This window comes from Collinsella sp. AF31-11 (assembly GCF_003475605.1).
GTDB lineage: Bacteria > Actinomycetota > Coriobacteriia > Coriobacteriales > Coriobacteriaceae > Collinsella.
In genome coordinates this window covers 107,655-133,785 of the sequence record NZ_QRQS01000008.1, presented here as the reverse complement: position 1 = coordinate 133,785, position 26,131 = coordinate 107,655, and the positions used below count along the sequence as shown (strand labels likewise).

Genomic DNA, 26,131 nt, shown 5'->3' with positions numbered 1-26,131 from the left:
ACTCCTTATCCCTAATCGTTAAACTGCGGATGATATGTAGGTACAACCTCAGCGAGCACAGACTTAACCGTGTCGTTTTCCTTGTCGAGGCAATCATGAAGCTTTTCGAGCTTGTCTTTGATCTCTTCCATCTTGTCGGACTCGGCTGTGGAAATGCGAATCTCGGAATGCTCGGTAGGCAGGAGCTGCTCGTTGTCCATAAGGAGCTCCTCGTACATCTTTTCGCCAGGACGCAGGCCAACTTCTTTGATCTGGATATCTTTGCCAGGCTTAAGACCGCTCAGCGTAATAAGGTTGATTGCAAGGTCGTAGATCTTGACCGGCTCACCCATGTCCAGTACAAAAATCTCGCCACCATGCGCCAAAGCGCCTGCAGTAATGACAAGCTTGCTGGCCTCCGGGATGGTCATGAAGTAACGCGTGATGTCCTTGTGCGTAATGGTGATAGGGCCACCCTCACGAAGCTGGCGCTTAAACAGCGGGATGACTGATCCGTGACTACCCAGAACATTGCCAAAGCGAACAGCCGTAAAGATGGTCTTGCTGTTTGCCGCGTAATACTGAACGATCATCTCGTCCATACGCTTAGTGGCGCCCATTACATTTGTGGGATTAACGGCCTTATCGGTAGAAATCTGCACGTAGTGGCTGCAGTGGTACTTGTCGGCAAGGCGCACAACGTTGAGCGTGCCAAAAACGTTATTCTCGATTGCCTCGCGGGCGTTGTGTTCCATAAGAGGAACGTGCTTGTGGGCTGCAGCGTGGAAAACAACTTGAGGATGGTGCTTCTCAAAGACCTTGGTAATCGCGGGGAGATGCGTAATGGAGCCGATATAGACTTGAATATCAGTGCCTTGATCATGAGCGGTCTTGATGATGTCGTGATACAGCTCATAGGTAGTGTTCTCGTAAATGTCGAACAACACGATTTGCGCAGGCTTTGCCGGAAGCAGTTGACGTACAAGCTCTGAACCAATAGATCCGCCGCCGCCCGTGACCAAAATGCGTTTACCAGTAACATAACCCATTTGGTTAAGGTCAAGCGACTTCTCTTCGCGAGAAAGCAAGTCGCTGATCTCGACCTCACGAAGGGCAACTCTGCCTACACCATCCTGCGGAATATCGCGGACATTAGGGAGCGTGAGAACCCTAAGACCAGTCTTCATGCACAGATCATAGATACGCTGACGCTCTTCATGCGTAGCACTCGGAATTGCCACGACAATCTGCTCGGCCTCACAATCGTGCGCAATAGTAGGGATATCGGCACAAGTACCGCAAACCTTAACGTCATGAATACGCTGGTTTTGCTTATTGGGATCATCGTCAACAACGGCAACCGGATCACCGATCATATCGGGGTCTCCGTTGAGCATACGTTTGATGGAGAGAGAGCCGGTCTCCCCTGCTCCTACGATGAGCGTACGCGGGAGATGCGCATCGGAATTGCTTTTAAAGCGCCAGAGCTGGCTACCATAAATGGCGCGAATGGCAAAGCGGCCGCCACCGCAAATTATGAGGATGACAGCCCATGCCATAACGTCCTCACGAAGGGTCATGCCCTTGCCAAATAACACGTTAAAGATAACGTCGCCAATGACTGAGCCTACCGTTACGGCAGCAACAATACGTCCAGCCTCGGAAATGCTCGCATAGCGCCACAAGCTGCTATACATATGAAAGAACCAAAAGACGACAACGTTAACAAGCGCAAGCACAAGAATAGCCGGGCATGCGCCAGCTGCTCCGCTGAGCGTCGCCCAATGCTGCGTTCCCCACGATGCAACAAACACAGCAATAATAGTCGCAGCAATGTCATAGACCATCAGCGCGTACGGTTCGAAGGCGCTCAGCTTCCCCTTTTGCCTTGCACTCTTGGATTCAGTGTTCAAAATAAGCTCTTCTCTTCCCTGTTGATCCCGTTATCCCCGGCCCGGGGATCCCCTTTGCTCCTTTAAGCAGCCGCCCGCAGTTAGGCGATTGCCTTTTTTAGGTTTCGCATTACGCGCTGCTCAGTCGAAAGCACGGCAAGGCCAACGCGGGTTGTTACGCGTCGGCCGCACAGGTCGAGCTCCAAATAAGCAGTGCTCTTGCGTCTGTTAATGGTTTTGATAAGGCCTTCGTGGCCCAGCAGCGGACCTGCCGTCACTACGACCTGGTCGCCGTCTTTTAAGGCCTCGCTCATGGGCACCACGCGGTCTCCCCTATTGGTAAAACTGCCAATGAGCTGGGTCTCTTCTTTTGCCAACGGCACAAACTGACCGTCCTGGGAAAGCACCCGGGCAAAGTCGTCCATGCGCAGCAGGTACTGTTGCACGGTCCGAGGATCTGCCGTATCGCAGATAAGATAACCGGGAAAAAGCGGCTTAGTCGTGCTGACCCATTCGCCGTGCACCTTGATCTCGGTTTGGTATTGGGGATAAAAGAGCTCTTGCATGGCGCTCGCCGGCACCATACGTTCGATGCGCTCGCGCACTACGTCTTCGCGACCGTTAATGACCTGGATCACATACCACACGAGCACCCCCCCTTGCTGTCTTACGTGTGGCTCACGGGGTTTGGGTATGGCTTCGCCAGGGCGCTTGTGCGCGAAGGCGCTCCATATTCAAACCCTGAGCCCAGTTAGACAAGCACGTGGCTCTGCCCCACCGTGAACGGTATGTACAAATGCAGTTGCCAGAGACGCGGACGTGTATCGCAAAATGACCGCATCCCCAGCTGGCTGCGTGCGAGCCAGTCAAGCGGGTACAAAACTGGACCGCACGCAGCAAGCTGTAGGACTACTACGCTTTGACACGCAAGCTATTAAATGCACCTTAGAATTACATCAATGCAAATAAATAACGTCGCATGACTTCTTTATTGGAGCTCATGGTGTTTCTGGCACCGCCGTTACGGCCGGATGCTGATCGACCCTGCGCTTTATGGCTTGCTGGAGCCGCGAGCACAGTTGAACTCATGTACCATTATGTATCCTAGCACAAGCTGATAGCGAAACTGTTTTGGGTTGCGTTGGACAACATATCGTTCATTTAGCGTGCTTAAGGGGGTTGTTTTGGAATGCTGTTCACGTTGGCGCAGGTTATTGGGGTGCTAGCGGTGATTGGAGACATTCCTGAAGCCCGAATTGAACAGAGAGGCGTACTAGTAATCGCTTTTGTCTAACAAACTATGTACAGACATGGGAAATAATTGTGCAACTTTTTGTTGGCGGAGGTGGGGTTTTGGCGCGAGACGTTTTGGCATGAAAAAAGGCCTTCGGAATACCGAAGGCCTTTGCAATCACGATGGTGGAGACGAGGGGGATCGAACCCCTGACCTCTTGACTGCCAGTCAAGCGCTCTCCCAGCTGAGCTACGCCCCCGTGACGAGGAGATACTATAGGGGAAGCTGGCGCGACGTGCAAGTACTTTTTTGAGTTGATTGTCTTACTTACGGGTTTTCCTGGGACGGGGGTAAATTAGCTATTTTAGCTTTGGAGAAAATAGCTAATTTACCCCCGTCCCGATAAAACCCTCACGCAAGCAAATAACCGATTGCGACGCCTTGGTGGACTTGGATCGTGGCTGTTGACCTGACGACGTTGCTAATGCCCGTGTCGGCCAACAAGCCCAGCGGGGCGTGATCTAGTTCCCACTCTAGTCCGTGTTCGCTTGCCTCGGTGTTGGGGGCGATTGCGATGATGGAGAACGTCTTGCCTTCGGCACCTTCGATGGTCCACGATTCGCCTGCGCGAAGGATGCGAGCTACCACCTTGTCCTCGGCAATCCAGACAGGGGCATCCTCGTAGCCTGCGAGCAGGCCCAGTACGGAAAGCGCCATGTCCGGGCGGCCGCCCGTAGCGCAAGTCGCAACCACTTCGGCACCCGGCCAGCGGCGACGGACGGAATCGAGCGCCAACGCCAGATCGGTATAGTCCTTGTACGTGTCGTGGCGCTCAACTTCAAAGTCGGTGGCGGCATCGACCAACGCGCGGCCCGCATCACTCACCGTGTCGGCATCCCCTACATACACGTCGCAGCCCAGACTGGCGCCCAGCAGCGCGTCGAGCCCGCGGTCCACGGCGACAACGCGATCGCACTCCCCCGCTAGCCTACGCAACAGATCCGCGCTCGCCACCACGGGCGAGCCACAGACCACTAACACCTTGCAAGCCACGGCCCTCACCTAGTCCTCAAACGAAAGCAAGCGGGCCAGATCCAGCTCCTCATAGCTGTCGATAAAGATATCGCAGTTGGCGCGTACGTCATCGCGCTTCATACGGCCGTGTGGGTCATAAATACCTACACGCTTAAAGCCGGCGGCGCCGGAGCTCTTTAGGCCAAAGACGGCGTCCTCAAACACCCATGCGTGCTCAAACTTGTGCCCATAGCGCTCCTCCAGACGGCGCAGCGCCAGCTCGTATACGTCAGGGAACTGTTTGGAGCGTCCTGCCTCACCCGTGGTGGTCACAAGCTCCATGTAGGCGTCGAGTCCGGCTCCCGCTAGCGCAGACGTAACCAGCTCGGCCGGCGTGGACGTGGCAACGCACATGGCAATGCCCGCCGCCTTCGCCTGCTCCAAAAATGCCAGGAGCCCCTCGCGCGGCGGCACCTTGGAGTAGCCATCAATCAGGATGTCGCTCAGCTCGCGATACAGCTCCTCGCCATTCGCGCCAATACCCCACGTTTCGTGGTAGGCCTGGCATTCATCCTCCAGCGACAGGTGCTCAAATTGGGCAAAGTCATCCACGGTCACGTCAATCCCGTGGCGGTGCAATAACTCGGGCTGGGCATAGGCCCAAACGGGGGTGCTATTAACCAGTGTGCCGTCGCAATCGAAAATAAAAGCGACATTGTGAGCGGCGGTCTGGGACATAAACATACCTTTCAATGTCAAATGGTAAACAACCTGCTAAAAACGTTTTACCAAACGTCAAACTAACAATCTTGAAACCCTAATTGGTAAAACTGTCAAGAGTTTTACCACTGCAATTCTGTCAGTGGTCTAAACATGGCGCTCGCCGATTAAACACCGCCGCAAATCCACTTTTCTCCATAAAAGTAACGAACAGGTATTATTGTATTTCGTGCCGAAAGTTCCACCGAGCACGCGAGGTGGAATGAATCATAGAACTATCGCCGTCCCTTCGATTCGTGCAGCCTTGGACCTTTCGCATCTAGTCACCAAGGCAACATGCTGCCGTGTCATGATGGGATCAAACGTGAGCGATACAAAGCTAAAGCCAACGGCAAAAAAGCCCGCTACCCGTAAAGCCGCCCCGCACGCACCGGAGCTCTCTAAGGACGATGTCTATCTGTTTGGCATCGGTACGTGGGAGCGCAGCTGGGAAAAGATGGGCGCGCACCCCGACACGCAGAACCGTACGCGCGGCTGGCGCTTTTGCGTTTGGGCACCCGACGTAAAGAGTGTCCATGTCATTGGCGAATTTAACGACTGGGATGAGGAAGCCAACCCGCTGGTGCCCGTGCATACGAGCACCATTTGGGAAGGCTTTATTCCTGGCGCCGAGCAGGGCCAGCTCTATAAATACCTTATCGAGACCAACGAGGGCGAGAAGCTCTACAAGGCCGATCCGTACGCTTTTAAGGCCGAGTGCCCTCCGGGAACGGCAAGCGTGCTGTGGGCCCTCGACGGCTATAAGTGGAACGACGCAGCATGGCTCAAGCGCCGCGCCGGCCACAACCACATGTCGCAGCCGCTGAACATCTACGAGGTGCATATTGGCTCGTGGAAGCGCCACGGTGACGCGCCGCAGGGCGAGCCCGATGAGTACGGCAACTACCCCGGTCCCATGGATCCCTTCCCCGCGCAGCGCGGCGAGTTCTACACCTACGACGACCTGTCGGTGGAGCTCGTGGATTACGTGCGCGACATGGGCTACACGCATATCGAGGTCATGCCGCTTATGGAGCATCCCTTCGATGGCTCCTGGGGCTACCAGACAACCGGTTACTACGCCGCCACGTCGCGCTACGGCAACCCGCAGCAGCTCATGCACTTTATAGATGCGTGCCACGAGGCGGGCATTGGCGTGATCATGGACTGGGTGCCCGGCGGTTTTTGCGCCGACTCCCACGGCCTTGCCACCTTTAACGGCCACATGCTGTTTGAGCACGAGATTCACCCCAACTGGGGCACGCATAAGTTCGACTTCGCCCGTGGCGAGGTCCGCTCCTTCCTGGTCTCTAACGTGCTGTATTGGGTCGAGAACTTCCACGTGGATGGCATTCGCATGGACGGCGTGTCCAGCATGCTGTACCTCAACTTTGGCATTGACGATCCCGGCCAAAAGAAGTTCAACAAGTACGGTACCGAGGAGGACCTGGACGCCAGCGCGTTTATCCGTCAGGTCAACTCCGCCGTGGAGGCACACTACCCCGACGTGATGATGATGGCCGAGGAGTCCACCGCGTGGCCGCTCGTAACCTATCCACCACAGGACGGCGGCCTGGGCTTCCACTACAAGTGGGACATGGGCTGGATGAACGACACGCTGCACTACATGCAGACCGATTTTCCGTGGCGCCCCGGCAACCACGGCCTGCTCACGTTCTCCATCATGTATGCCTTTACCGAGAACTTCATTTGCCCGCTGAGCCACGACGAGGTCGTGCACGGCAAGTGCTCCCTTATCGGCCGCATGCCGGGCGACTGGTGGCGCCAGTTTGCCGGCCTGCGCACGCTTGCCTTCTACCAGATGACGCACCCCGGTGCCAAGCTCAACTTTATGGGCAACGAGATCGGCCAGTTTATCGAGTGGCGCTACTACGAGTCCATCCAGTGGTTCCTGACCGAGGAGTATGAGACCCACCGTCATCATCAGGCGTTTATCAAGGCGCTCAACCACCTGTACACCGCCGAGCCCGCTCTGTACGAGCGCGGCTACACCGACGACGGCTTTACCTGGATCGACGCGGACAACTCCAAGCAGTCCATCGTGAGCTTTGTGCGTCAGGGCGAGGACATCGATGACGACCTGGTGATCCTGATCAACTTTGACCCGGCGAGCTACGAGAGCTTCCGCGTGGGCGTGCCGCGCGAGGGTGACTGGGAGGTCATCTTCGATTCCGACCGTCCCGAGTTTGGCGGCAGCGGCTATGCCGGCGTGGAGCCCTACACCTGCTCGAGTGAGCCCTATCCCTGGAATGGGCAGATGGACTCCATTGAGATTAAGGTTCCAGGCCTGGCAGGCGTGGTGCTTAAGCGCCGCGGTCCCAGCAGCTACAAGCCGCCGGTGGTCGAGGCCCCCAAGGCTGCGCCCAAGAAGCGCACGTCCTCGGTAAAGCCTAAGCCCGCGGCTGCTAAGAAGGCTCCGGCTAAGGCAAAGGCTGCTAAGCCCGCTGCCAAGGCTTCGACCAAGTCCGCCACGGCCAAGAAGGCAACCGCCAAAAAGGCTGCACCCAAGGCCAAGACAGGCGCCGTTAAGGCATCTGGCAAGGACGCGTAACAAAGCCGTTACCGCTGTAATTACCCGCCCCGCCGGGGCGTAGGATGTAAGTCATAACCGTTCCGGGAGAAACATCCCCGGGGGAAAGGAACGTATGAATAAGATCTTCGACAACAAGCAGGAGTTTACTGAGCTCTATCGCGATGCCGTCATGAGCATCAGCGGCAAGAGCGTCGAGGCCGCCAGCGACCTGGACCGCTTTAACGCCCTGGCCAAGCTCGTGGCCGAGAAGGCGCGCACCGTCGCCACCAAGAGCGACGCCCGAGTCACTGCCGAGGGCAAGAAGCGTGTGTACTACTTCTCGATTGAGTTTTTGATCGGCCGCCTGCTCGACAACTACCTGCTCAACTTTGGCGTGCGCGACATGGTCGCCGAGGCGCTCGACGACATGGGCTTTGACCTTTCCGTCATCGAGAACCAGGAGCCCGATCCGGCTCTGGGCAACGGTGGCCTGGGCCGTCTGGCCGCATGCTTCCTGGATTCCATGGCAGCCGAGGGCATTGCCGGGTACGGCAACGGCATGCGCTACCGCTACGGTCTGTTTAAGCAGGAGATTGTCAACGGCAGCCAGGTCGAGACCACAGACGAGTGGCTCACCCACGGCTATCCCTGGGAGGTCCGTCGTCAGGACAAGGCCGTGACCATCAAGTTTGGTGGCCGCGTTGAGGGCTTTGAGGAGGACGGCCGCACGTTCTACCGCACGGTAGATACGCAGGACATCCTGGCCGTTCCTTACGATATCCCCGTGGTGGGCTATGCCGGCGAGACCGTCAACAAGCTGCGCGTCTGGGCCGCCGAGCCGGTCGAAGAGCACTTTGACCTGGAGGCCTTCAACCGCGGCGACTACGCCCTGGCCGATGCTGAGCGCGCCGAGGCCGAGGCCATCAGCGCCATCCTCTACCCCAACGACGCCGGCGAGCACGGCCGTCTGCTGCGCCTGAAGCAGGAGTACCTGTTTGTTTCGGCCGGCATCTACAGCCTGCTCGACACCTTTGAGAAGGAGCACGGCGCGAACTGGGAGCTGTTGCCGCAGTTTGTTGCCATCCATACCAACGACACGCACCCCGCCATGTGCGGCCCCGAGCTCATGCGCATCCTCATCGACGAGAAGAAGCTCGAGTGGGATGACGCTTGGAACATCGTGACGCAGGTCGTGAGCTACACCAACCACACCATCCTGCCCGAGGCTCTGGAGAAGTGGCCCATCGGCACGTTCTCCAAGCTCCTCCCCCGCGTGTACCAGATCATCGACGAGATTAGCCGTCGTTGGCATGAGTCGTTCGACACCACGAAGGAGGGCTGGCAGGAGCGTCTGCGCCAGACCGCCATTCTGTGGGACGGCGAGATTCGCATGGCCAACCTGTCCGTGATCTGCAGCCACAGCGTCAACGGCGTGGCCAAGATCCACTCCGACATCATCAAGAACATCGTGCTCAAGGACTTCTATGCCCTGACGCCCGAGAAGTTCAACAACAAGACCAACGGCATCTCGCACCGTCGCTTCTTTGCCGAGGCCAACCCCACCTATGCCAAGCTCGTGACCGAGGCCATTGGCGATGGCTGGCTCAAGGACGCCTTTGAGCTGGAGAAACTAAAAGAGTTCCAGAACGACACCGAGTTCCTGAAGGCCGTGGGTGCCTCCAAGCGCGCCAACAAGGAGCGTCTGGCCGCCTACGTTAAGGCCGAGACCGGTCTGGTCATTGACCCCAACACCGTCTTCGACGTCCAGGTAAAGCGCTTCCATGCCTACAAGCGCCAGCTCATGAACATCATGAAGGTGATGGACATCTACAACCGTCGCATCGCCGATCCCAACTTCCACGTGACGCCTACGACCTTCATCTTTAGCGGCAAGGCAGCTTCGAGCTACACCTTTGCCAAGGAGACCATCCGCCTCATTAACTCCGTGGCCGACGTCATCAACAATGATGCACGCGTCAACGAGGTCATGAAGGTCTGCTTTATCCCCAACTTCCGTGTGAGCAACGCCCAGCTCATCTACCCCGCCGCCGAGATCTCGGAGCAGATCTCCACGGCCGGCAAGGAGGCCTCGGGCACGTCCAACATGAAGCTCATGATGAACGGCGCCATTACGCTGGGCACCCTCGACGGCGCCAACATCGAGATCGCCGACCTGGCCGGCCGCGAGAACGAGGCCATCTTTGGCCTGACCGCCCCCGAGGTCGAGCAGCTGTGGGCATCGAACAGCTACTTTGCTTGGGATACGCTCAACAACGATCGCGAGCGTCTGGGCCGCGTGATGGACGAGCTCAAGGACAACACCTTTGCGGGTCTTTCGGGCAACTTCGAGAGCATCTACAACGAGCTCATGAACAACAACGATCCCGACCTGGTCATGGCCGACTTCCGCAGCTACGTGGATGCGTGGGAAAAGCTCACCGGCAGCTACGGTGACCAGGAGACCTGGAACCGCAAGGCCCTGCTCAACACCGCCTCCTCCGGCTGGTTCTCGAGCGACCGCACCATTCGCGAGTACCGCGACGAGATCTGGCACGCGTAAAGGCGCGCGAGTCCCCTTTGCCGCACGGCATTACTCGACGGGCGCGACCGAGCGCCGCGCCCGTCGCTAATGGGTTTAGGAACATCGATGACAGAAGGAGAGATCGATGAGTAAGAAAGAATGCATCGCGATGCTCCTCGCAGGAGGACAGGGCAGCCGATTGGGGGCACTTACCCAAAAGATCGCCAAGCCGGCGGTTAGCTTTGGTGGTAAGTTTCGCATTATCGACTTCTCTCTGTCCAACTGCTCCAACTCGGGCATCGACACGGTGGGCGTTCTGACGCAGTATCGCCCCTACCTACTGCATGCCTATGTGGGCTCTGGCGAGGCGTGGGATCTGGACAACCGCGACGGTGGCGTGTCGATCCTGCCGCCGTACGAGACGCAGACCGGCGGCGCCTGGTATGCGGGCACGGCCGACGCCATTACGCAGAACCTCGACTACATCAAGACCAACGACCCCAAGTACGTCCTGATTCTTTCGGGCGATCACCTGTATCGCATGGACTACCGCAAGATGCTCAAGACGCACATTGAGAACAACGCCGACCTCACGGTGAGCGTTATGCCCGTGCCGTGGGAGGAGGCCAGCCGCTTTGGCATCCTGACCACCGACCCCGAGGACGGCCGCATCACCAAGTTTACCGAGAAGCCCGAGAAGCCCGATTCGAACCTCGCGTCCATGGGCATCTACATCTTCTCGGCCGACGTGCTGATCGAGGCGCTCGAGGAGGACGCCCTGGATCAGCGCTCGAGCCACGACTTTGGCAAGGACATCATCCCCAAGCTGCTCGGCGAGAACAAGCGCCTGTACAGCTACGAGTTCCACGGTTTTTGGAAGGACGTCGGCACCATCGCCAGCTTCCACGAGACCTCGATGGACCTGCTGGGTAACAACCCCGAGTTCGATCTGTTTGACAAGAACTTCCCCATCATGTCCAACATCACCACGCGTCCGCCGCACTACATTGGCCCGGACGGCCGCCTGGACGACTGCCTGGTCTCCAACGGCTGCAAGATCTACGGCACCGCTCGCCACTCGATCCTTTCGACCGATGTCATCATCGAGGAGCGCGCTGTGGTCGAGGACTCCGTGTTGCTGCCGGGTGCGCACGTTAAGAGCGGCGCGCACATCTGCCGCGCTATTTTGGGCGAGAACTCCACGGTCGAAGAGGGCGTGAAGCTCGGCTCTGTCGATACCACCAAGGATACGGCCGTCGTTGGAAATGACGTCGTTATCGGGAAGGGGGAATGATCCGATGATCAACCGCAAGGCCATCGGCTATATCACCGCTAACTACTCTTCGACCTACGGCAGCGTGCTGCTCAAGGACCGCCCCATCGCGTCCGTTCCGTTTTTGGGCCGCTACCGCCTGATCGACTTTCCGCTGTCCAACATGATGAATGCCGGCATTAAGACCGTCGGCGTCGTCATGCCGGGCAACTACCGCTCGCTGATCGACCACGTGGGTTCGGGCAAGGACTGGGGCCTGGATCGCAAGAAGGGCGGCCTGTTCATGGTGCCCGGCAACGCGTATGGCACCACCAAGGGCGGCATGCGCTTCCTGCTGCGCGACATCATCTCCAACAAGACGCTGTTCCAGCGCTCGGACAAGCCCTATGTTGTGATGATGGGCACCAACATCATCTTTAACATGGACCTCAACACCATCATCGAGGCGCACGAGAACTCCGGTGCCCAGATGACCGTTGTGTACTGCAAGGCCACGCGCAACGTTGATGACGAGACCAAGCTCGAGATTAACGAAAACGGCCGCCTGACGGGCGTGAGCGCCGGCGTCGTGTACGGCGACAACGCGTCTATGGACTGCTGCATCGTCAACCGCGAGACGCTGCTCGAGATTATCGACCACTACCAGGCCGCCGACTATCTGGACCTGCTCGAGGCACTCCAGGGCGACTTTGGCAACATCGACGTGTGCAGCTACGAGTACAAGGGCGAGGTCGTGGGCGTGTTTAGCGAGAAGTCGCTGTATCGCCGCAGCATGGACCTGCTCGACCAGACCGTGGCCGATCAGCTCTTCGATACCGAGCGCCCGATCCTGACCAAGGCTCACGACGTGCCGCCTTCGCGTTATGCGACCGGCAGTCACGCGTGCAACTCGATCATCTCGGCCGGCTGCATCATCAAGGGCACCGTGCGCAATTCGATCCTGTCGCGCGGCGTCGTGGTCGAGGAAGGTGCGTCGGTCACCAACTCGATCATCAACCAGAGCTGCATCATCAAGAGCGGCGCCCGCGTCGAGAATGCCATTCTGGACAAGAACAACGTGGTTCCCACCAACACCGAGCTTCGCGGCACACCCGAGAACATCCTGGTGCTGGGCAAGGCTCCGTTAACTTCCGACACCACCATCGTACGTTAACGTTGGTACCGCAACATCGCTCGTAACATGTAGAATAGCCGCCCGGTTAGCGCCAGGCGGCTATTCTCGAATTGCAACATAGGAGACAAAATGGCACAAACCAGCAAAATGATGCAGATCGTGTTTGCCTCGGCCGAGTGCGCACCGTTTGTTAAGACCGGTGGCCTGGGTGACGTGGCGGGCTCGCTGCCCGCGGCGCTTGTGCGCGCCGGCGCCGAAGTTATCGTGATGGTGCCCAAGTACGCCACCATCAAGGACGAATACAAGGCGCAGATGGAGCACTTCTCCGACTTTTACGTGAGCCTGGGCTGGCGCAACGAGTACTGCGGTCTCGAGAAGCTCGAGCACGACGGCGTCACCTATATGTTCATCGACAACGAACGCTACTTTGCGCGCGACTATCCGTACGGCTTCTTTGACGACGGCGAGCGTTTTGCGTTCTTCTCCAAGGCCATCACCGAGAGTCTGCAGCACCTGCCGGCCGGCTTTGAGTGCGACATCCTGCACTGCAACGACTGGCAGACGGCACTGGCGCCCGTGTTTTTGCGCGAGTTCTACCAGGGCTTGCCGCTGTACGACCGCGTCAAGACCGTGTTCTCGATCCACAACGTGGCGTTCCAGGGCCAGTTTAGCGACACCGTGATGGAGGACATCCTGGGTGTGGCGCATATTCCCGCCGCCGCCTCGCAGCTGCGTTGCGACGCCTGCAGCGTCAACTACATGCTGGGCGCGCTGCGCTATGCCGACGCCATCACCACGGTGAGCCCCACCTATGCGGCCGAGATCCAGACGCCCGAGTTTGGCGAGGGCCTGGACGGTGTGCTGCGCGAGCGCTCCTACGCGCTGCAGGGCATCCTGAATGGCATTGATGTGGCGGGCTTTGACCCGGCGACTGACAAGCGCATTGCCGCCAACTACACCGTGGAGGACCGCACCGGCAAGGCCGTGTGCAAGGCCAAGCTGCAGGAAGAGCTGGGGCTCGAGGTGCGCGACGACCGCCCGCTCATGGTGATGGTCACGCGCCTGACGCGCCAAAAGGGCATGGACCTGGTCATGTACGCGCTCGACCGCATTCTGGCCGGCGGCGTTCAGGTGGCCGTGCTGGGCACTGGTGACCGCGACTACGAGGACGGCCTGCGCTATTTCCAGGACAAGTACCGCGGCACCATGGCCGCGCGTATCGAGTTTGACCCGGCGCTGTCGCAGCGCATGTACGCCGCCGCCGACATGTTCCTGATGCCTTCGAAGTTTGAACCCTGCGGTCTGTCGCAGATCATCGCCATGCGCTACGGCACCCTGCCTATCGTGCGCGAGACCGGTGGCCTGAAGGACACCGTGCGGCCGTACAACGAGTTTACCGGCGAGGGCACGGGCTTCTCGTTTAGAAACTTTAACGGAGATGAGATGGGCGACGCGGTCTTCCGCGCGGCGCGCCTGTTCTGGGATAACCGCGACGCTTGGAACCAGCTGGTCACGCAGGCCATGAGCCAGGACTTTAGCTGGACGCGCTCGGCCGACAAGTATCTGGACCTGTACTTCTTTATGCATCCGGAGATTGAGAGGCCGGCGGCTGTTGTGGAGGCTGCGGCTGAACCCGAGGTTGTGGCCGAGCCCGAGCCCAAGGCCGAGGTCAAGCCGGTTGAAGCTGAGCCCGCAAAGGCCGAGCCTGAGGTGAAGGCTGAGGTTGCTTCTGAGGCAGAGGCCGAGGTCAAGCCCGCTGCAAAGCCCGCAGCTAAGAAGACCACGACCCGTAAGACGACCGCCAAGAAGGCTACGACGACCAAGGCTACTGCGTCTAAAACGACGGCTGCCAAGACAACGACCACGCGCAAGCGCACGACCGCCGCTGCCAAGAAGGCCGCCGAGGCCGAGGCTGCTCCCGAGGTAAAGGCCGAGACTCCCGCCGTTGAGGCCAAACCGGCCGCCAAGGCTCCGGCAAAGACCGCCGCCAAGAAGACGACCACGACCGCCAAGAAGGCAACAGCTGCCAAGACCACCACGCGCAAGCGCAGCACGACGACGACCAAAAAGACCACGACTAAGGTCGCAGCTACCAAGGCAGAGGCTAAGCCCGCCGCCGTCAATGAGGAGCCCAAGCCCGAGGTAAAGCCCGAGCCGGCACCGAAGGCCGCCGAGGTCAAGGCTAAGACCAAGGCTGCCCCGAAGGCAGAGGCTAAGCCCGAGCCTGCCAAGGAGACCCCGGTCTCCCCCGCCGCTCCGGCAGAGGAAAAGGCCCCGTCCAAGAAGACGTCCGTCCGCAAGGCCACGGCTGCCCGAAAGCGCCGCTAGCCCACAGACGATCCAAAACCTCATCAAACCCTAAGCAAGGGGCGCTCCAACCGGGCGCCCCTTCTCTGTAGAAAGTGGTAAAACGATTTTCTAGGACAACCGTTCGCCGATGATAAACGGATGTTGTTTATACACCCTGTGTACAACAGATATACTTACATCCTGTGCGTAAAGCCCATGGCCCGCAGGCCGTGATTCTATTGAACTGGACCGTACTATGAGATTGATACACAACAGCCGTCTGCCGCAGTTTCGCACTCCGTTTGGCGCTGTGACCACTGGAACTTCCGTTTCGCTGTCGGTAATTTTGGAGGATGCCGACCCCAACCAGGCAACGCTTACCCTGCGTACCTGGGTCGACGAGATCGGGGAAACTCTGTATCCCATGACGCACGAGGGCGACGGCATCTTTACCGCCGAGCTAGAGTGCACCGAGCCCTGTCTTATCTGGTACAGCTTTATATGCAATATCGAGGGCCAACCCGAGGTCCGCTTGGGCGCACCGCAGGGACGCACTGGCGGCGAGGGCGTAACCTACGACTACGCCGAAGTGCCGTCGTTCCAGATCACCGTCTACAAGCACCGCGAAGTTCGACCCAAGTGGTACGAGCGCGGTACGGTCTACCAGATCTTCCCCGATCGCTATGCCCGCGACGAGCACTGGCGCGAGCGCACGCTGGCCGAGGTCGAAAAGCCGCGTCGCGGCATTCAGCGCCGCATGGTCGAGGACTGGAACGAGCCGCCCGTATACGAGCGCTCCGAGGACGGCTCCATCAAGACCTGGGACTTTTACGGCGGATCGCTCAAGGGCATACAAGAAGACCTGCCTCGCATCGCCGAGCTGGGATTTACTGCCATCTACCTCAACCCCATTTTTGAAGCCGCGAGTAACCACCGCTACGACACCGCCGATTACACCAAGATCGATCCAATTCTGGGCACCGAGCAGGACTTTACTGAGCTGTGCGAGGCGGCCGAGAAGCTGGGCATTTCCATCATTCTCGACGGTGTGTTCAACCACACGGGCGACGATTCAATCTACTTCAACCGCTACGGCAACTACCCCGGCGTGGGCGCGTGGCAGAGCGAGGATTCGCCGTGGCGCGATGCGTTTTATTTCCATGAGGACGGCTCGTACGACTGCTGGTGGGGCGTCGGCAATATGCCCGCCATCAATGAGAGCTCCGAACTGGTACGCGAGCGGCTCCTGGGCAAGGACGGCGTGATCCGTAAATGGCTACGTGCCGGCGCCCATGGCTGGCGTCTCGACGTGGCCGACGAGCTTTCCGATGACTTCCTGGCCGAGATCAAAAAGGCCGTGCTCGCCGAGAAGCCCGACGCGCTGTTGCTCGGCGAAGTCTGGGAAGACGCCTCCAACAAGATTAGCTACGGACATCTGCGCCGCTACCTGCAGGGCTCCGAGCTGGACTCTGCCATGGATTATCCCTTCCGCGACATGGTCATCGGCTTTTTGATGGGCTACAAGAATGCTTTCCAGGCAGCCGAGGATATCGAGGCCCTGCGCGAGAATTATCCGCGCGAAGCCCTGTCCTGCGCGCTCAACCTGCTGTCGAGCCACGACCGCCCACGCATCATCTCGGTGCTCGGCGGTGGCCCCGACGAGTCGCAGCTACCCGAGTGCGAGCGCAGCAAGTGGCGCCTGGACGAAAACTCGATGGACCTGGCCAAGAGCCGTTTTTGGCTTGCAACGCTCATGCAGATGACGTTCCCCGGCGTGCCTTCGATTTACTATGGCGACGAGTACGGCCTTGAGGGCCTGACCGATCCGGGCAATCGCCGCACGCTGCCTATAAAGGAAGACCTGCACGACTTCGATACACTCGCCATCCTTAAAAACGCCTCGGCCGTGCGCCGCGCCCTGCCGTTTATGGTTGACGGCGAGATCAAGGCCTTCGCGCTCAACGACGAGGTACTAGCCTACACGCGCACCGGTAAAGACGGTGAGGCCGCAACGGTTATCATCAACCGCAGCCTGCGCAATTCACACCGTGTGACGATTCCGGCGCTCGGCGAATGCGCAAGCGACGTGATCAGCGGCCACGAGTGTGAAATCCACAACGGTACCGTCACACTCGATCTGTATCCGCTGGGGTCGTCGATCATCTATCACCACGCCGAGCAACGTCTACAAGAGCCGCTTGATCACGGCGCGGGTGTCGTGTGCCATATCACCTCGGTGCCCACCGACGATGGCAAGCCCGGTACGATCGGCGCTCCCACGCGTCGCTTTATCGACCATCTGGCCGCAATGGGCATGCGCTACTGGCAGGTCCTGCCCGTCAACCCGACGGATTTCTTCCGATCCCCTTACGCCGGTCCATCGGCCTTTGCGGGCAATATAGATCTGCTGCCCGAAAGCCACGAGGAGCTGGCCGCCGACTTTGTTACCTGGAAGGCTCGCGGCGGTGAGGATGCCGACCCGCTGTACACGGCGTTTAAACATCGCAACGCCGACTGGCTCGAGAAGTACTGCGTTTACATGGCCGTTAAGAAGTACTTTGAGGGCGAGTCGCGCCACGATTGGCCGGCAGATGTCGCGCGCTACAACGAGCATCTGATCGACGACAAGCGTTTCCACGACGAGGCCGAGCTGCAGGCGTACATGCAGTACCGCTTTGACCTGGCCTGGTGCGAGCTTATGAACTATGCGCACAAGAAGGGTATCGAGGTCATCGGCGACATTCCTATGTATGTCTCGGACGATTCTGCCGATGCGTGGAGCGAGCCCGAGAACTTCTGTCTGTCCGATACCGGCAAGGCGATTGAGATTTCCGGTGCGCCGCCCGACAACTTTGCGCCCGAGGGCCAGGTGTGGGGCAACCCGACGTTCCGATGGGACCACATGAAGCAGAACGGCTATAGCTGGTGGATGGATCGCCTGCGTCGCGCGTTCTCGCTCTACGACCGCGTGCGTCTGGATCACTTCCTGGGATTCCACAGCTACTTTAGCATTCCTGCGGGCAAGGCCTGCGCCGACGGTCGCTGGCTGGCGGGACCGGGCAAAGACCTGTTCCAGACCGCCTACGACGAGCTGGGTCCGCTCAACTTTATCGCTGAGGACTTGGGCTATCTGACGCCTGGCGTTCGCGCCATGGCTTTGACCTGCGGCTTCCCCGGCATGGACGTGCTGGAGTTTAGCGACTACGACGTCCGTTGCGGCGTGCACCCCACGCCAGGAAAGATCCTGTACACCTCGACGCACGATACGTCGACGTTGGCCGGGTGGTGCACGCGTTCCTTTGCGGGCGGCGATGGACCGAGCGGTGTTGAGGTGGCGGCCAAGCTGATGAGCGACGCGCTGGCAAGCGACGCTCCCCTCGTGATGATGCCGCTGCAGGATGTTCTGGGGCTAGGCGACGACGCGCGCATGAACGTACCGGGCGTAGCCACGGGCAACTGGACCTGGCAGGCTGACGAGGCCGACGTTGCGGCCGCCGAGGGCAAAACTGCGCAGCTCCTGCGCAACACCCATAGATTCTGGGGCGAGGCGTGATAAAACGCCCGATATAGGGTACAGTACAGACGTTTGAATTTTTGCGGGCAGAGTAATCTGCCCGCTTTGTGCTGAAAAGGAAGTATTATGGCCCGCTACGATTACAAGTGCTCGAGCTGCGGCAACGTGTTTGAGGTTGAGCATCCCATGTCCGAGACTCCCAAGGTCGTTTGCCCGAGCTGCGGCGCTCCGGCGGCCAAGACGTTCTCGGCCAACGGCATTAAATTTGAGGGCAGCGGTTTCTACAACACCGACCAGCGAAGCGGCGGCTCAAGCACCAGCGCCACCAGCGGCTGCTGCGCCAATTGCCCGCACAACCACTAACAGCCGAGCAACCAACCACACGCCAACATAAACACAAACGAGGGCGGCCTGCGACTACACCAGTCGCAGGCCGCCCTTTTTCGTAATGTCAACGCCTTTGCGCCAATACGGTCTGGGTAGCTAAATAGCCCCGTCCCAAATTAGCTACTTTGGCGGACCAGGCGGGCGCAGAAGTGGCCGTCGTAGGAGTCGGCGTTTACCGGCACGCTTTGGAAGAGGCCTCGGTCGTTTTGGCGTACAGAAACGAGCTTCTTGGCCTGCTCGAAGTCGGGCAGTTGCAGAATCTGTGCCCCGGAAAGCGGTGCCATGGTAAAGCCGGCACCCTCGGGAGAAGCAAGGAACGCGTCCACGACCTGCGTGTTCTCCTCGTCGAAGACCGAGCACGTCGCATAGATGAGTTCACCGCCGGCAGCCACGCGCACGGCTGCTTCCTTGAGCATTGCCAGCTGCAGCTTGGGCAACTCGGTCGTAACGTCATTCTCAGTTAGGCGCCATGGGATCTCGGGATGACGGCGCATGGTGCCGGTGCCCGAGCACGGTGCATCGATAAAGACCGTGTCGAACTTTACCGGCTCGCCAAGCATGGCATCAAACGATGTGAGCACCTCATCAAGCTCGCAAGCATCGCCCGAAACCGTACGAACGCCCTGAATACCGGCCTTATGCAGGCGAGCGAGATTCAGATCGCACTTGCGATCATGCAGATCGAGCGCCGTATGCTGACGCTCATAGCCCGCACGCTTGGCCTGGCACATCATCACATAGGTCTTGGTGCCACGGCCGGCGCCAATCTCAAGGCAACGCCCAGGACGGGTCGCCGCGGTCGCGATAAGCTGGGCATTGAGATCCGAGGCCACGGCCGCAGCGCGCTCAAACACGCCCGACGCAACCGTGACCTGCGCATCGACCGGAGCATGGCAGCCCGGGAAGACAGGCGCAACGAGCTGCGAGATATACGGATCGGGCTTAGTCGCAAACGCATTCTCGTGCAGGGCCAGCGGCGCGGGGGCCAGATTGCCGGCAAAGTTAAGCGCACCCTCTGGCGTGTCAAACGACGCCATAATGCGAGCGCACAGCCAACGCGGCAGACCCATCAGGCGCGACAGACGGACCAAGCGCCGCTCAGGCTCATCCACATCGGACGCAGTAGCAAAGTCCTCAACATTGTCCGCAACCTTGTGCAGCACGGCATTGGCCAAGCCAGCGGCGGACTTAGCACCGCAGCGAACCAGCTCAACACCCTGACTTACGGCAACGCGGCCAGGCGTATGCAGATAGAGCATCTCGAAGACCGAGATACGAAGCGCCATGCGAACACGCGGTGCAACCTTTTTGGGCTTATCGAGAAACTGGTCGAGCAGCTCATCCAAAATGCCCTGCGTGGCGGCAACGCCCAGCGCCAAGCGGGCAGCAAAAGCGGAATCGCGCTGGTCAATAGCCTTGGCCGATGCGCGAGAGGACAGCACGTCACGCGCATACATGCCGCGGCGGTCAGCTTCCATTAGCACATCGAGTGAAAGCTTGCGCGCAGGAGATAGCTTGCTCACGACAAAACACCCCAGATAAGATCGGCACCCTGCAGGCCAGCAGCCCAAGCAGAAGCGGCCATAGCACGCTTGCCATCGGGCTTAACTTCGAGCAACTCAACCGTGCCATCGGAAAGACCAAGGTAAACACGCTTGTTCTTAACGTCAACGGCGCCCTCTCCAAGCGACACATCAGCCGGCGAAGCATCGAGCACGCGCACGGTCTTACCGGCAATCACGCAACGAGCAGGCGCGGTATCGGACGAAGCCAGCACATGGCGCACGCAATCAAGCGCCGCCATGTGCGGATCCAAGCGCATCTCCTGCTTAGAAATCTTGGCAGCATGAGTGACGAGCGCCTCATCCTGCTCAGTCCAAACAGCCGAACCATCGGCAAGCGAGGGAAGCGTATCGGCAAGCAACTTGCCGCCAAGCTCACCAAGCTCCATGGTCAAAGCCTCGGCATGCTTACCGGCGACTGACGTAGACGCCTGGGCGCAATAAGCGCCGGTATCCACGCCATGCCCAATGCGCATGATAGAAACGCCAGCAATCTCATCACCAGCGAGAATCGCACGCTGAATAGGAGCAGCCCCACGCCAACGAGGCAGCAGGGACGCATGAACATTCACAATACCGAGCGGCGCCATATGCAGCACCTCATCGGGCAAAATGCAGCCATAGGCAGCCACACAGAAAATGTCAGCCTGGGCAGCCCGGAGCGCCTCAACAACCTCAAGCGTCATACGATTAGCTTCAACAACAGGCAACCCCAGCTCAAGCGAGCGAGCCTTAACAGGAGACGGCTCCAGCTTCTTACCACGCCCACGAACAGCATCAGGACGAGTAACAACAAGTGCAATCTCATTCCCAGCCTCAACAAGCGAAGTCAAAGAAGGCACCGCAAAATCGGGCGTACCCATAAACACAATACGCATAAAGATCGTCTCCTCTCAACCAAAGCCGAGACGGCTAGAAAGAGCAGCGGAATGCCAAGTACCCAGCCCATCCGCAATAACAATTCAACAAGAACGAATATACACAAAACCAAAGAAAGAGCCGCAATAAAAAGCAGCTCTTTCAGCAAAGTAATTATCAGCGAAGACGCCCATCCCTGACCCAGCGGCACCCGGGCGAACCGAGCCAGAACAACGCAGTCCCCGGTGCCGAGCGCCCACATATCGTCCCGCGCGCAGTTTCGCAGCAAAGCGAGAATGTTTGAGCAAGGGATGATATGTGGGCGCTCGGCACCGGGGACGGTAGGACTTACTCCGTCTCGCCCGGTCGAGCGCCGCGGGCCAGGGCGTCCTGGTACTCCTTGACAGCCTTGAGTCTCTGCATGGGCTTAAGACGCTCGAACATGGTGTTGCCGTGCAGGTGATCGATCTCGTGCTGTAGGCACACGCAGAACAAATCGCCCGAAGCCTCGTAGCGAATCAGGTTGGCGTCCAGATCGTACGCCTCGACGACGACATGGTCGGGACGCTCGATCTCGCAGTTAATGCCCGGAATGGACAGGCAACCCTCACTAAAGGGCACCAGATGGTCACTCTGCTCAACAATGACGGGATTGATAAGCACGTACGGGTCGTAGTCGTTCTTGTCGGTGTAGTCGCAGTCGATGGTGACGAGCTGAATAAGCTCGCCGATCTGCGGGGCAGCCAGGCCGCAGCCGGCGTTCTCGAACATCATCTTCTTCATCTTCTCGGCAAGTGCCTCGATCGCCGGGGTAATCTCCTCGATGACGGCGCACTCCTGGCGCAGACGAGGGTCGGGCGACAGTACGATTCCGTTGGCTTCCATGGCCATCCTTTCGGGTTGTTACATCAAATCATAGGCGTCGACGTCAACGCTCACGCTCACGCCGCGCACAGAGCCCACCTCTTTGAGGCAGGCGTCGATATCGTCAGAGACATGGTACCCCACGGGCGACTTCACAAGCAGGTGGAAGCGATAACGGTCCTTGGCTCTTTCGATTACACACGAAGCCGGGCCCAGCACCTGCGGCACGGCACTCCCCGCCCGCAAAAAATCGGGCGCGGCGGCATGCCAGCGACGCTTGAGGAGCTTCGCGATGCGCCCAATATAATCCCGTGCATCATCTGCATTCGCCGACCACACCAAAATGTTGACTAGTCGAACAAACGGCGGATACAGCGCGTCGCGGCGCTGGTCCAGGTCGTGGTCGGTAAAGATCGAACGGTCATGCTCGGCAACGGCGCGAATGACCGGATCATCGGGCAGGTAGGTCTGGATGATGACCTCGCCGGGGCGATCGCCGCGGCCGGCGCGCCCCGCCACCTGCTCCAGCAAATCGTAGGCACGCTCCCCCGCGCGAAAATCGGGCAGCTTGAGCGCAAAGTCGGCATTGACCACGCCCACGAGCGTGACCTCGGGAAAGTCGAGCCCCTTGGCGATCATCTGGGTGCCCAGCAGCACCGCGCAATCGGCGGCATCGAACTGCTCGAGCAGCTTTTTGTGCGCGTCCTTGCCACGCGTGGAGTCGGCGTCCATGCGAATGATGGCGACGTCCTCAGGAAGCATCTGGTGCAGTGCGTCCTCGATCTGCTGCGTGCCCAGGCCCATTTTTGCCAGGTAGCGGCTACCGCATTTGGGGCAACGGCTCGTGGGCGCCGGATACGGCTGCACGCGCCAGGACGATCCGCAGGTGTGGCACTGCAGGGTGTGCGTGCGCTCGTGATACGTGAGTGCGGTGGAGCAGTGGTTGCAGGTGGGCACGCAGCCGCATTCGCGGCACATCAAAAACGGCGCAAAACCGCGGCGGTTGTGCAGCAACACGGCCTTTTCGCGACGCTCGACCACACGCTCCAAGCCCTCCATCAGCGGCTTTGAGAACATGGAGCGGCTGCCGTGCGAAAACTCGCGGCGCAGGTCGGCAATACGGACCGTAGGCAGCACGGCTTGTCCCGGGCGCTCGGGCATCTCGACGCGCGTCCAGGTGGCACCGTTATACGTGCCGCGGCGGCAGCGGTCGAGGGCCTCGGCAGAAGGCGTGGCCGAGCCCAGCACGAGTGGGCAACGATAGCGCCGCGCCATCTCGGCCGCCACCTCGCGCGCGTGGTAACGCGGGCTGGAGCCTTGCTTGTAACTGGTCTCGTGCTCCTCGTCAATGATGATGAGGCCCAGGTCGTTAAGTGGGCAAAAGAGCGCCGAGCGTGCACCGACGACCACGCGGGCGGCACCGCTGACGACCATATCCCACTGGTCCAGGCGCTCGCCGGCCGAAAGCCGCGAATGGAAAACGGCGACCGTCTCGCCAAAGCGCGAGCGGAAGCGGCCGACGGTCTGGGCCGTCAGCGAGATCTCGGGCACCAGCACGCAGGCCGAACGGCCGGCTGCGAGCACGCGCTCGATCGCCGAAAGATAAACCTCGGTTTTGCCAGAGCCGGTGACGCCGTCGACAAGGACCACGTCTCCGTGGGCGTCAAGACGGGCGCGCTCAATCTGCGTGAGCGCCTGCTGCTGGCCGTTGGTAAGTGCGACCGGCGCCTTGCCGCTTGCCGAGGACAGCGTGGTCTGCTCGCTGCATCCACGCCAAGCGCGGCGCTCCTCCACAACCACGACGCCGCGTTTTTCGAGCGACTTGATGGTCGCCGACATGCTGTTATAGAGAAGGTTGAGGTCGCGCGTCGTGACCGGGCCGCACTGGAGCGCCTCAATGAGCTGACGCTGACGAACTGCAGTCTTGGGCGGCGTATAGTCGAAACCCTCGGGCGTGAGCATGACCCAGCGGTTTTGGATTGGCTTGACGGCGGGACGTTCAACCGCCCATACGCCGTCGTCACCCTTGACCACGCGCGGGCTGCCGCCCGGAGGCAAGAACAGGCGCAGGCACTCGGAAAGCGTTGCGACGTACTCGCGGCTCATCCAGCGTGCGATACGGGCAGCCTCGGCGGTAAAGAGCGGTTTGCTGAGGATGGCCTCGATGGCTTTAATGCGCGCGGGGTCGAAGGCGTTGTTGCCCTGCAGGTCGCCCAGCTCAGGCGCAATGTCGACGATATAGCCCGCGGCGGCACGGTTACCAAAGTGGACCAGGACCGTGGACCCGATCTGTGCCTCGTTAGCAAGGGTTTGCGGGATGCCGTAGGCGAATGGCTCGGACAGCGCACGCGTCGGGATGTCGAGGACCACGCTCGCGTAGGCGGCGATGGGGTCAGGTGTATGCTCGGGCTTGGCCGGTGCAGCGGCAGGTACGGGCGCCGCTAGAACCTCCTCCGGTTCCGGCGAACCAAACAGCGACAGTTGTTGAGCCATACACCACCTCTAACGAACGGACCTGAAAGGGCTGGGACAAAATAATCAGTAGTGTTTGTCCCATGGCCGATACGAGTGTCGAGCGTGTTGCGTCGCTCGAACATGGGACAAACACTACTGATTATTTTGTCCCAGCAACCCGCTCATCGGTACAGAAACAAGAGCCCCGCTCGGGTGAACGGGGCTCGGATACATACGTGTGCGCAGCGATTACAGTGCCATCGTGCGGGCGCGGTCGATGCGCGCCAGGCAGTCATCGCGGCCGACGAGCGCCATGGTCTCGCCCAGCGGAGGGCTCACCATGTTGCCGCAAACGGCGACGCGCACGGCCTGGAACACCACGCGCTTCTTGAGGTCCATCTGCTCGGGCAGCGGCTCAAGCGCGGCGTCGATAGCCTCGGCGGTCCAGTCGGTCAGGCCCTCGAGCGCGGCCTTGGCGGCATCCAGAATGGCACCCATGCCCTCCTTGGCCAGGCCCTTGTTGACGGACTTCTCATCATACTCGAGCGTCTCGGCCGTAGCAAAGATGGGAGCGGCGACGGTCACGGCGTCGGCCGGCATCTTGGTGCGCGGCTTGACGATGGCGGCAAGTGCGTCGATCCAGTCCTCGCCGTACTCGACGTTGCCCTCGATGAGACCCTCCTCGTGCAGCTCGGGGACCATGATCTCGTCGGCAAACTGAGCATCGGACATGCCATTGATGTACTCGGCGTTGACCCAGTCGAGCTTCTTGGGGTCAAAGGTCGCCGGATTCTTGGAGATGCGGTCGAGCGAGAACTTACTGGCCAGGACATCGCGCGGGATGATCGTGGTCTCGCCGTCGAGCGACCAGCCGAGCAGCGCCAGGTAGTTGACGAAGGCGTCGGACAGGTAGCCGGCGTCGCGGTACTCCTCCACCGAGGTGGCGCCGTGGCGCTTGGAGAGCTTCTTGCCGTCGGCGCCCAGGATCATGGAGATGTGGGCGAACGTAGGCACGGGCGCGCCGAGGGCCTCGTAGACCATGACCTGGCGCGGGGTATTGGACAGATGGTCGTCGCCGCGAATGACGTGGGTGATCTTCATCATGGCGTCGTCGACGACGGTCGCAAAGTTATACGTAGGCGTGCCATCGGAGCGGAAGATGACGAAGTCATCGAGCTCCTTGGCGTCGAAGGTCACCTCGCCGTGGACGGCGTCGTGGATACGGACGTCGCCGCGGTCCTCGGGCACCTTGATGCGCAGGACGTAGGACTCGCCGGCCTCGATGCGGCGGCGTGCCTCCTCGGGATCAAGATCGCGGCAGCGGCGCTGATAGCCCTGGAAGGGATCCTTGCGCTCCTGGGCGGCCTTGCGATCGGCGTCGAGCTGCTCCTTGGTGCAGAAGCATGGATAGGCCTTGCCCTCGTCCCAGAGCTTCTGGGCGGCCTGCTTGTACAGGTCCAGGCGCTCGGTCTGGGCGTAGGGGCCAAAGTCGCCGCCCACCTCGGGACCCTCGTCCCAGTCCAGGCCCAGCCAACGCATGGCGCGCAGGATGATCTGCGTATTCTCGTCGGTGGAGCGGGTGGGGTCGGTGTCGTCGATGCGCAGGATGAACGTGCCTCCGTTTGCGCGGGCGAAAGCCCAGTTATAGATAGCGGTGCGGGCGCCGCCGATGTGCAGCTTGCCCGTCGGTGAGGGTGCAAAGCGGACGCGAACGTCTGATGCCATGGAAATCTCCTCGATTGCAGGATGGATGTCTAACCGCACCAGTATAAAGCAACAATGCCCACCTCCGCACAAAGGGCACCGACCTACTCATTGGGGACAGACTTAAATGAGTAGTCGTTGGGGACACTCTTCGGAGCTGGTCGAACGGGAGTGTCCCAA

The 26,131-nt window shown here is 59.8% G+C and carries 16 protein-coding genes and 1 tRNA gene; 7 read left to right on the top strand and 10 right to left on the bottom strand.

What is annotated here, in order from left to right:
• Nucleotides 1–11: 11 nt before the first annotated feature.
• From DWZ22_RS06820 to DWZ22_RS06800, 5 genes are all read right to left on the bottom strand, one after another.
• Nucleotides 12–1,676, bottom strand: a complete 1,665-nt coding sequence (locus tag DWZ22_RS06820; protein WP_233546467.1) for a nucleoside-diphosphate sugar epimerase/dehydratase — start codon at nt 1,674–1,676, stop codon at nt 12–14.
• A gap of 296 nt (nt 1,677–1,972) precedes the next feature.
• Nucleotides 1,973–2,518, bottom strand: a complete 546-nt coding sequence (loaP, locus tag DWZ22_RS06815; RefSeq protein ID WP_199583464.1) for an antiterminator LoaP — start codon at nt 2,516–2,518, stop codon at nt 1,973–1,975.
• A gap of 770 nt (nt 2,519–3,288) precedes the next feature.
• Nucleotides 3,289–3,364 (bottom strand) — tRNA-Ala (locus tag DWZ22_RS06810).
• A 152-nt stretch (nt 3,365–3,516) separates the two neighbouring features.
• A complete protein-coding gene (locus tag DWZ22_RS06805) occupies nt 3,517–4,158 on the bottom strand; it encodes a thiamine diphosphokinase (protein ID WP_233546466.1) in 642 nt (213 codons plus the stop codon).
• Nucleotides 4,159–4,167: 9 nt separating this feature from the next.
• Nucleotides 4,168–4,857, bottom strand: coding sequence for an HAD family phosphatase (locus tag DWZ22_RS06800; protein WP_118405757.1), 690 nt, complete (start codon nt 4,855–4,857; stop codon nt 4,168–4,170).
• 331 nt (nt 4,858–5,188) lie between these two features.
• On the opposite strand from DWZ22_RS06800, the gene glgB reads away from it, so the two are divergent.
• The 7 genes from glgB to DWZ22_RS06765 all read left to right on the top strand — a co-directional run bounded on the left by glgB (nt 5,189) and on the right by DWZ22_RS06765 (nt 18,485).
• Complete coding sequence (gene glgB, locus DWZ22_RS06795; RefSeq protein WP_118405756.1) at nt 5,189–7,450, top strand: 1,4-alpha-glucan branching protein GlgB; 2,262 nt, start codon at nt 5,189–5,191, stop codon at nt 7,448–7,450.
• Between the two features lie 94 nt (nt 7,451–7,544).
• Nucleotides 7,545–9,971 carry a glycogen/starch/alpha-glucan phosphorylase gene (locus DWZ22_RS06790; protein ID WP_118405755.1) on the top strand — a complete coding sequence of 809 codons (2,427 nt, stop codon included), beginning with the start codon at nt 7,545–7,547 and terminating at the stop codon, nt 9,969–9,971.
• A 106-nt stretch (nt 9,972–10,077) separates the two neighbouring features.
• On the top strand, nt 10,078–11,226 hold the full coding sequence (locus tag DWZ22_RS06785; protein ID WP_118405754.1) for a glucose-1-phosphate adenylyltransferase: 1,149 nt from the start codon (nt 10,078–10,080) through the stop codon (nt 11,224–11,226).
• Nucleotides 11,227–11,230: 4 nt separating this feature from the next.
• Nucleotides 11,231–12,358 (top strand): glucose-1-phosphate adenylyltransferase subunit GlgD, encoded by a 1,128-nt coding sequence (gene glgD, locus DWZ22_RS06780; RefSeq protein WP_118405753.1) that lies wholly within the window; start codon nt 11,231–11,233, stop codon nt 12,356–12,358.
• A gap of 90 nt (nt 12,359–12,448) precedes the next feature.
• Nucleotides 12,449–14,647, top strand: coding sequence for a glycogen synthase GlgA (glgA, locus tag DWZ22_RS06775; protein WP_199583462.1), 2,199 nt, complete (start codon nt 12,449–12,451; stop codon nt 14,645–14,647).
• A gap of 217 nt (nt 14,648–14,864) precedes the next feature.
• The gene (locus tag DWZ22_RS06770) at nt 14,865–18,161 is read left to right on the top strand and encodes a 4-alpha-glucanotransferase (protein ID WP_118405752.1); all 3,297 of its coding nucleotides are present in this window, start codon (nt 14,865–14,867) and stop codon (nt 18,159–18,161) included.
• Nucleotides 18,162–18,248: 87 nt separating this feature from the next.
• A complete protein-coding gene (locus DWZ22_RS06765; RefSeq protein WP_118405751.1) occupies nt 18,249–18,485 on the top strand; it encodes an FmdB family zinc ribbon protein in 237 nt (78 codons plus the stop codon).
• 140 nt (nt 18,486–18,625) lie between these two features.
• On the opposite strand, the gene DWZ22_RS06760 is transcribed toward DWZ22_RS06765, so the two are convergent.
• The 5 genes from DWZ22_RS06760 to gltX form a co-directional block, all read right to left on the bottom strand.
• Nucleotides 18,626–20,032, bottom strand: coding sequence for an RsmB/NOP family class I SAM-dependent RNA methyltransferase (locus DWZ22_RS06760; RefSeq protein ID WP_233546465.1), 1,407 nt, complete (start codon nt 20,030–20,032; stop codon nt 18,626–18,628).
• Nucleotides 20,029–20,949, bottom strand: coding sequence for a methionyl-tRNA formyltransferase (gene fmt / locus DWZ22_RS06755; RefSeq protein WP_118405750.1), 921 nt, complete (start codon nt 20,947–20,949; stop codon nt 20,029–20,031). Before fmt ends, DWZ22_RS06760 begins: the two co-directional genes overlap by 4 nt.
• A gap of 328 nt (nt 20,950–21,277) precedes the next feature.
• Nucleotides 21,278–21,814: a peptide deformylase gene (gene def / locus DWZ22_RS06750; protein WP_117742857.1), complete on the bottom strand. Its 537-nt coding sequence runs from the start codon at nt 21,812–21,814 to the stop codon at nt 21,278–21,280.
• A gap of 18 nt (nt 21,815–21,832) precedes the next feature.
• Entirely contained in the window at nt 21,833–24,286 is a 2,454-nt protein-coding gene (gene priA / locus DWZ22_RS06745) for a primosomal protein N' (RefSeq protein WP_118405749.1), read from the bottom strand.
• Nucleotides 24,287–24,496: 210 nt separating this feature from the next.
• Nucleotides 24,497–25,972: a glutamate--tRNA ligase gene (gltX, locus tag DWZ22_RS06740; protein ID WP_118405748.1), complete on the bottom strand. Its 1,476-nt coding sequence runs from the start codon at nt 25,970–25,972 to the stop codon at nt 24,497–24,499.
• Between the last annotated feature and the right edge of the window lie 159 nt (nt 25,973–26,131).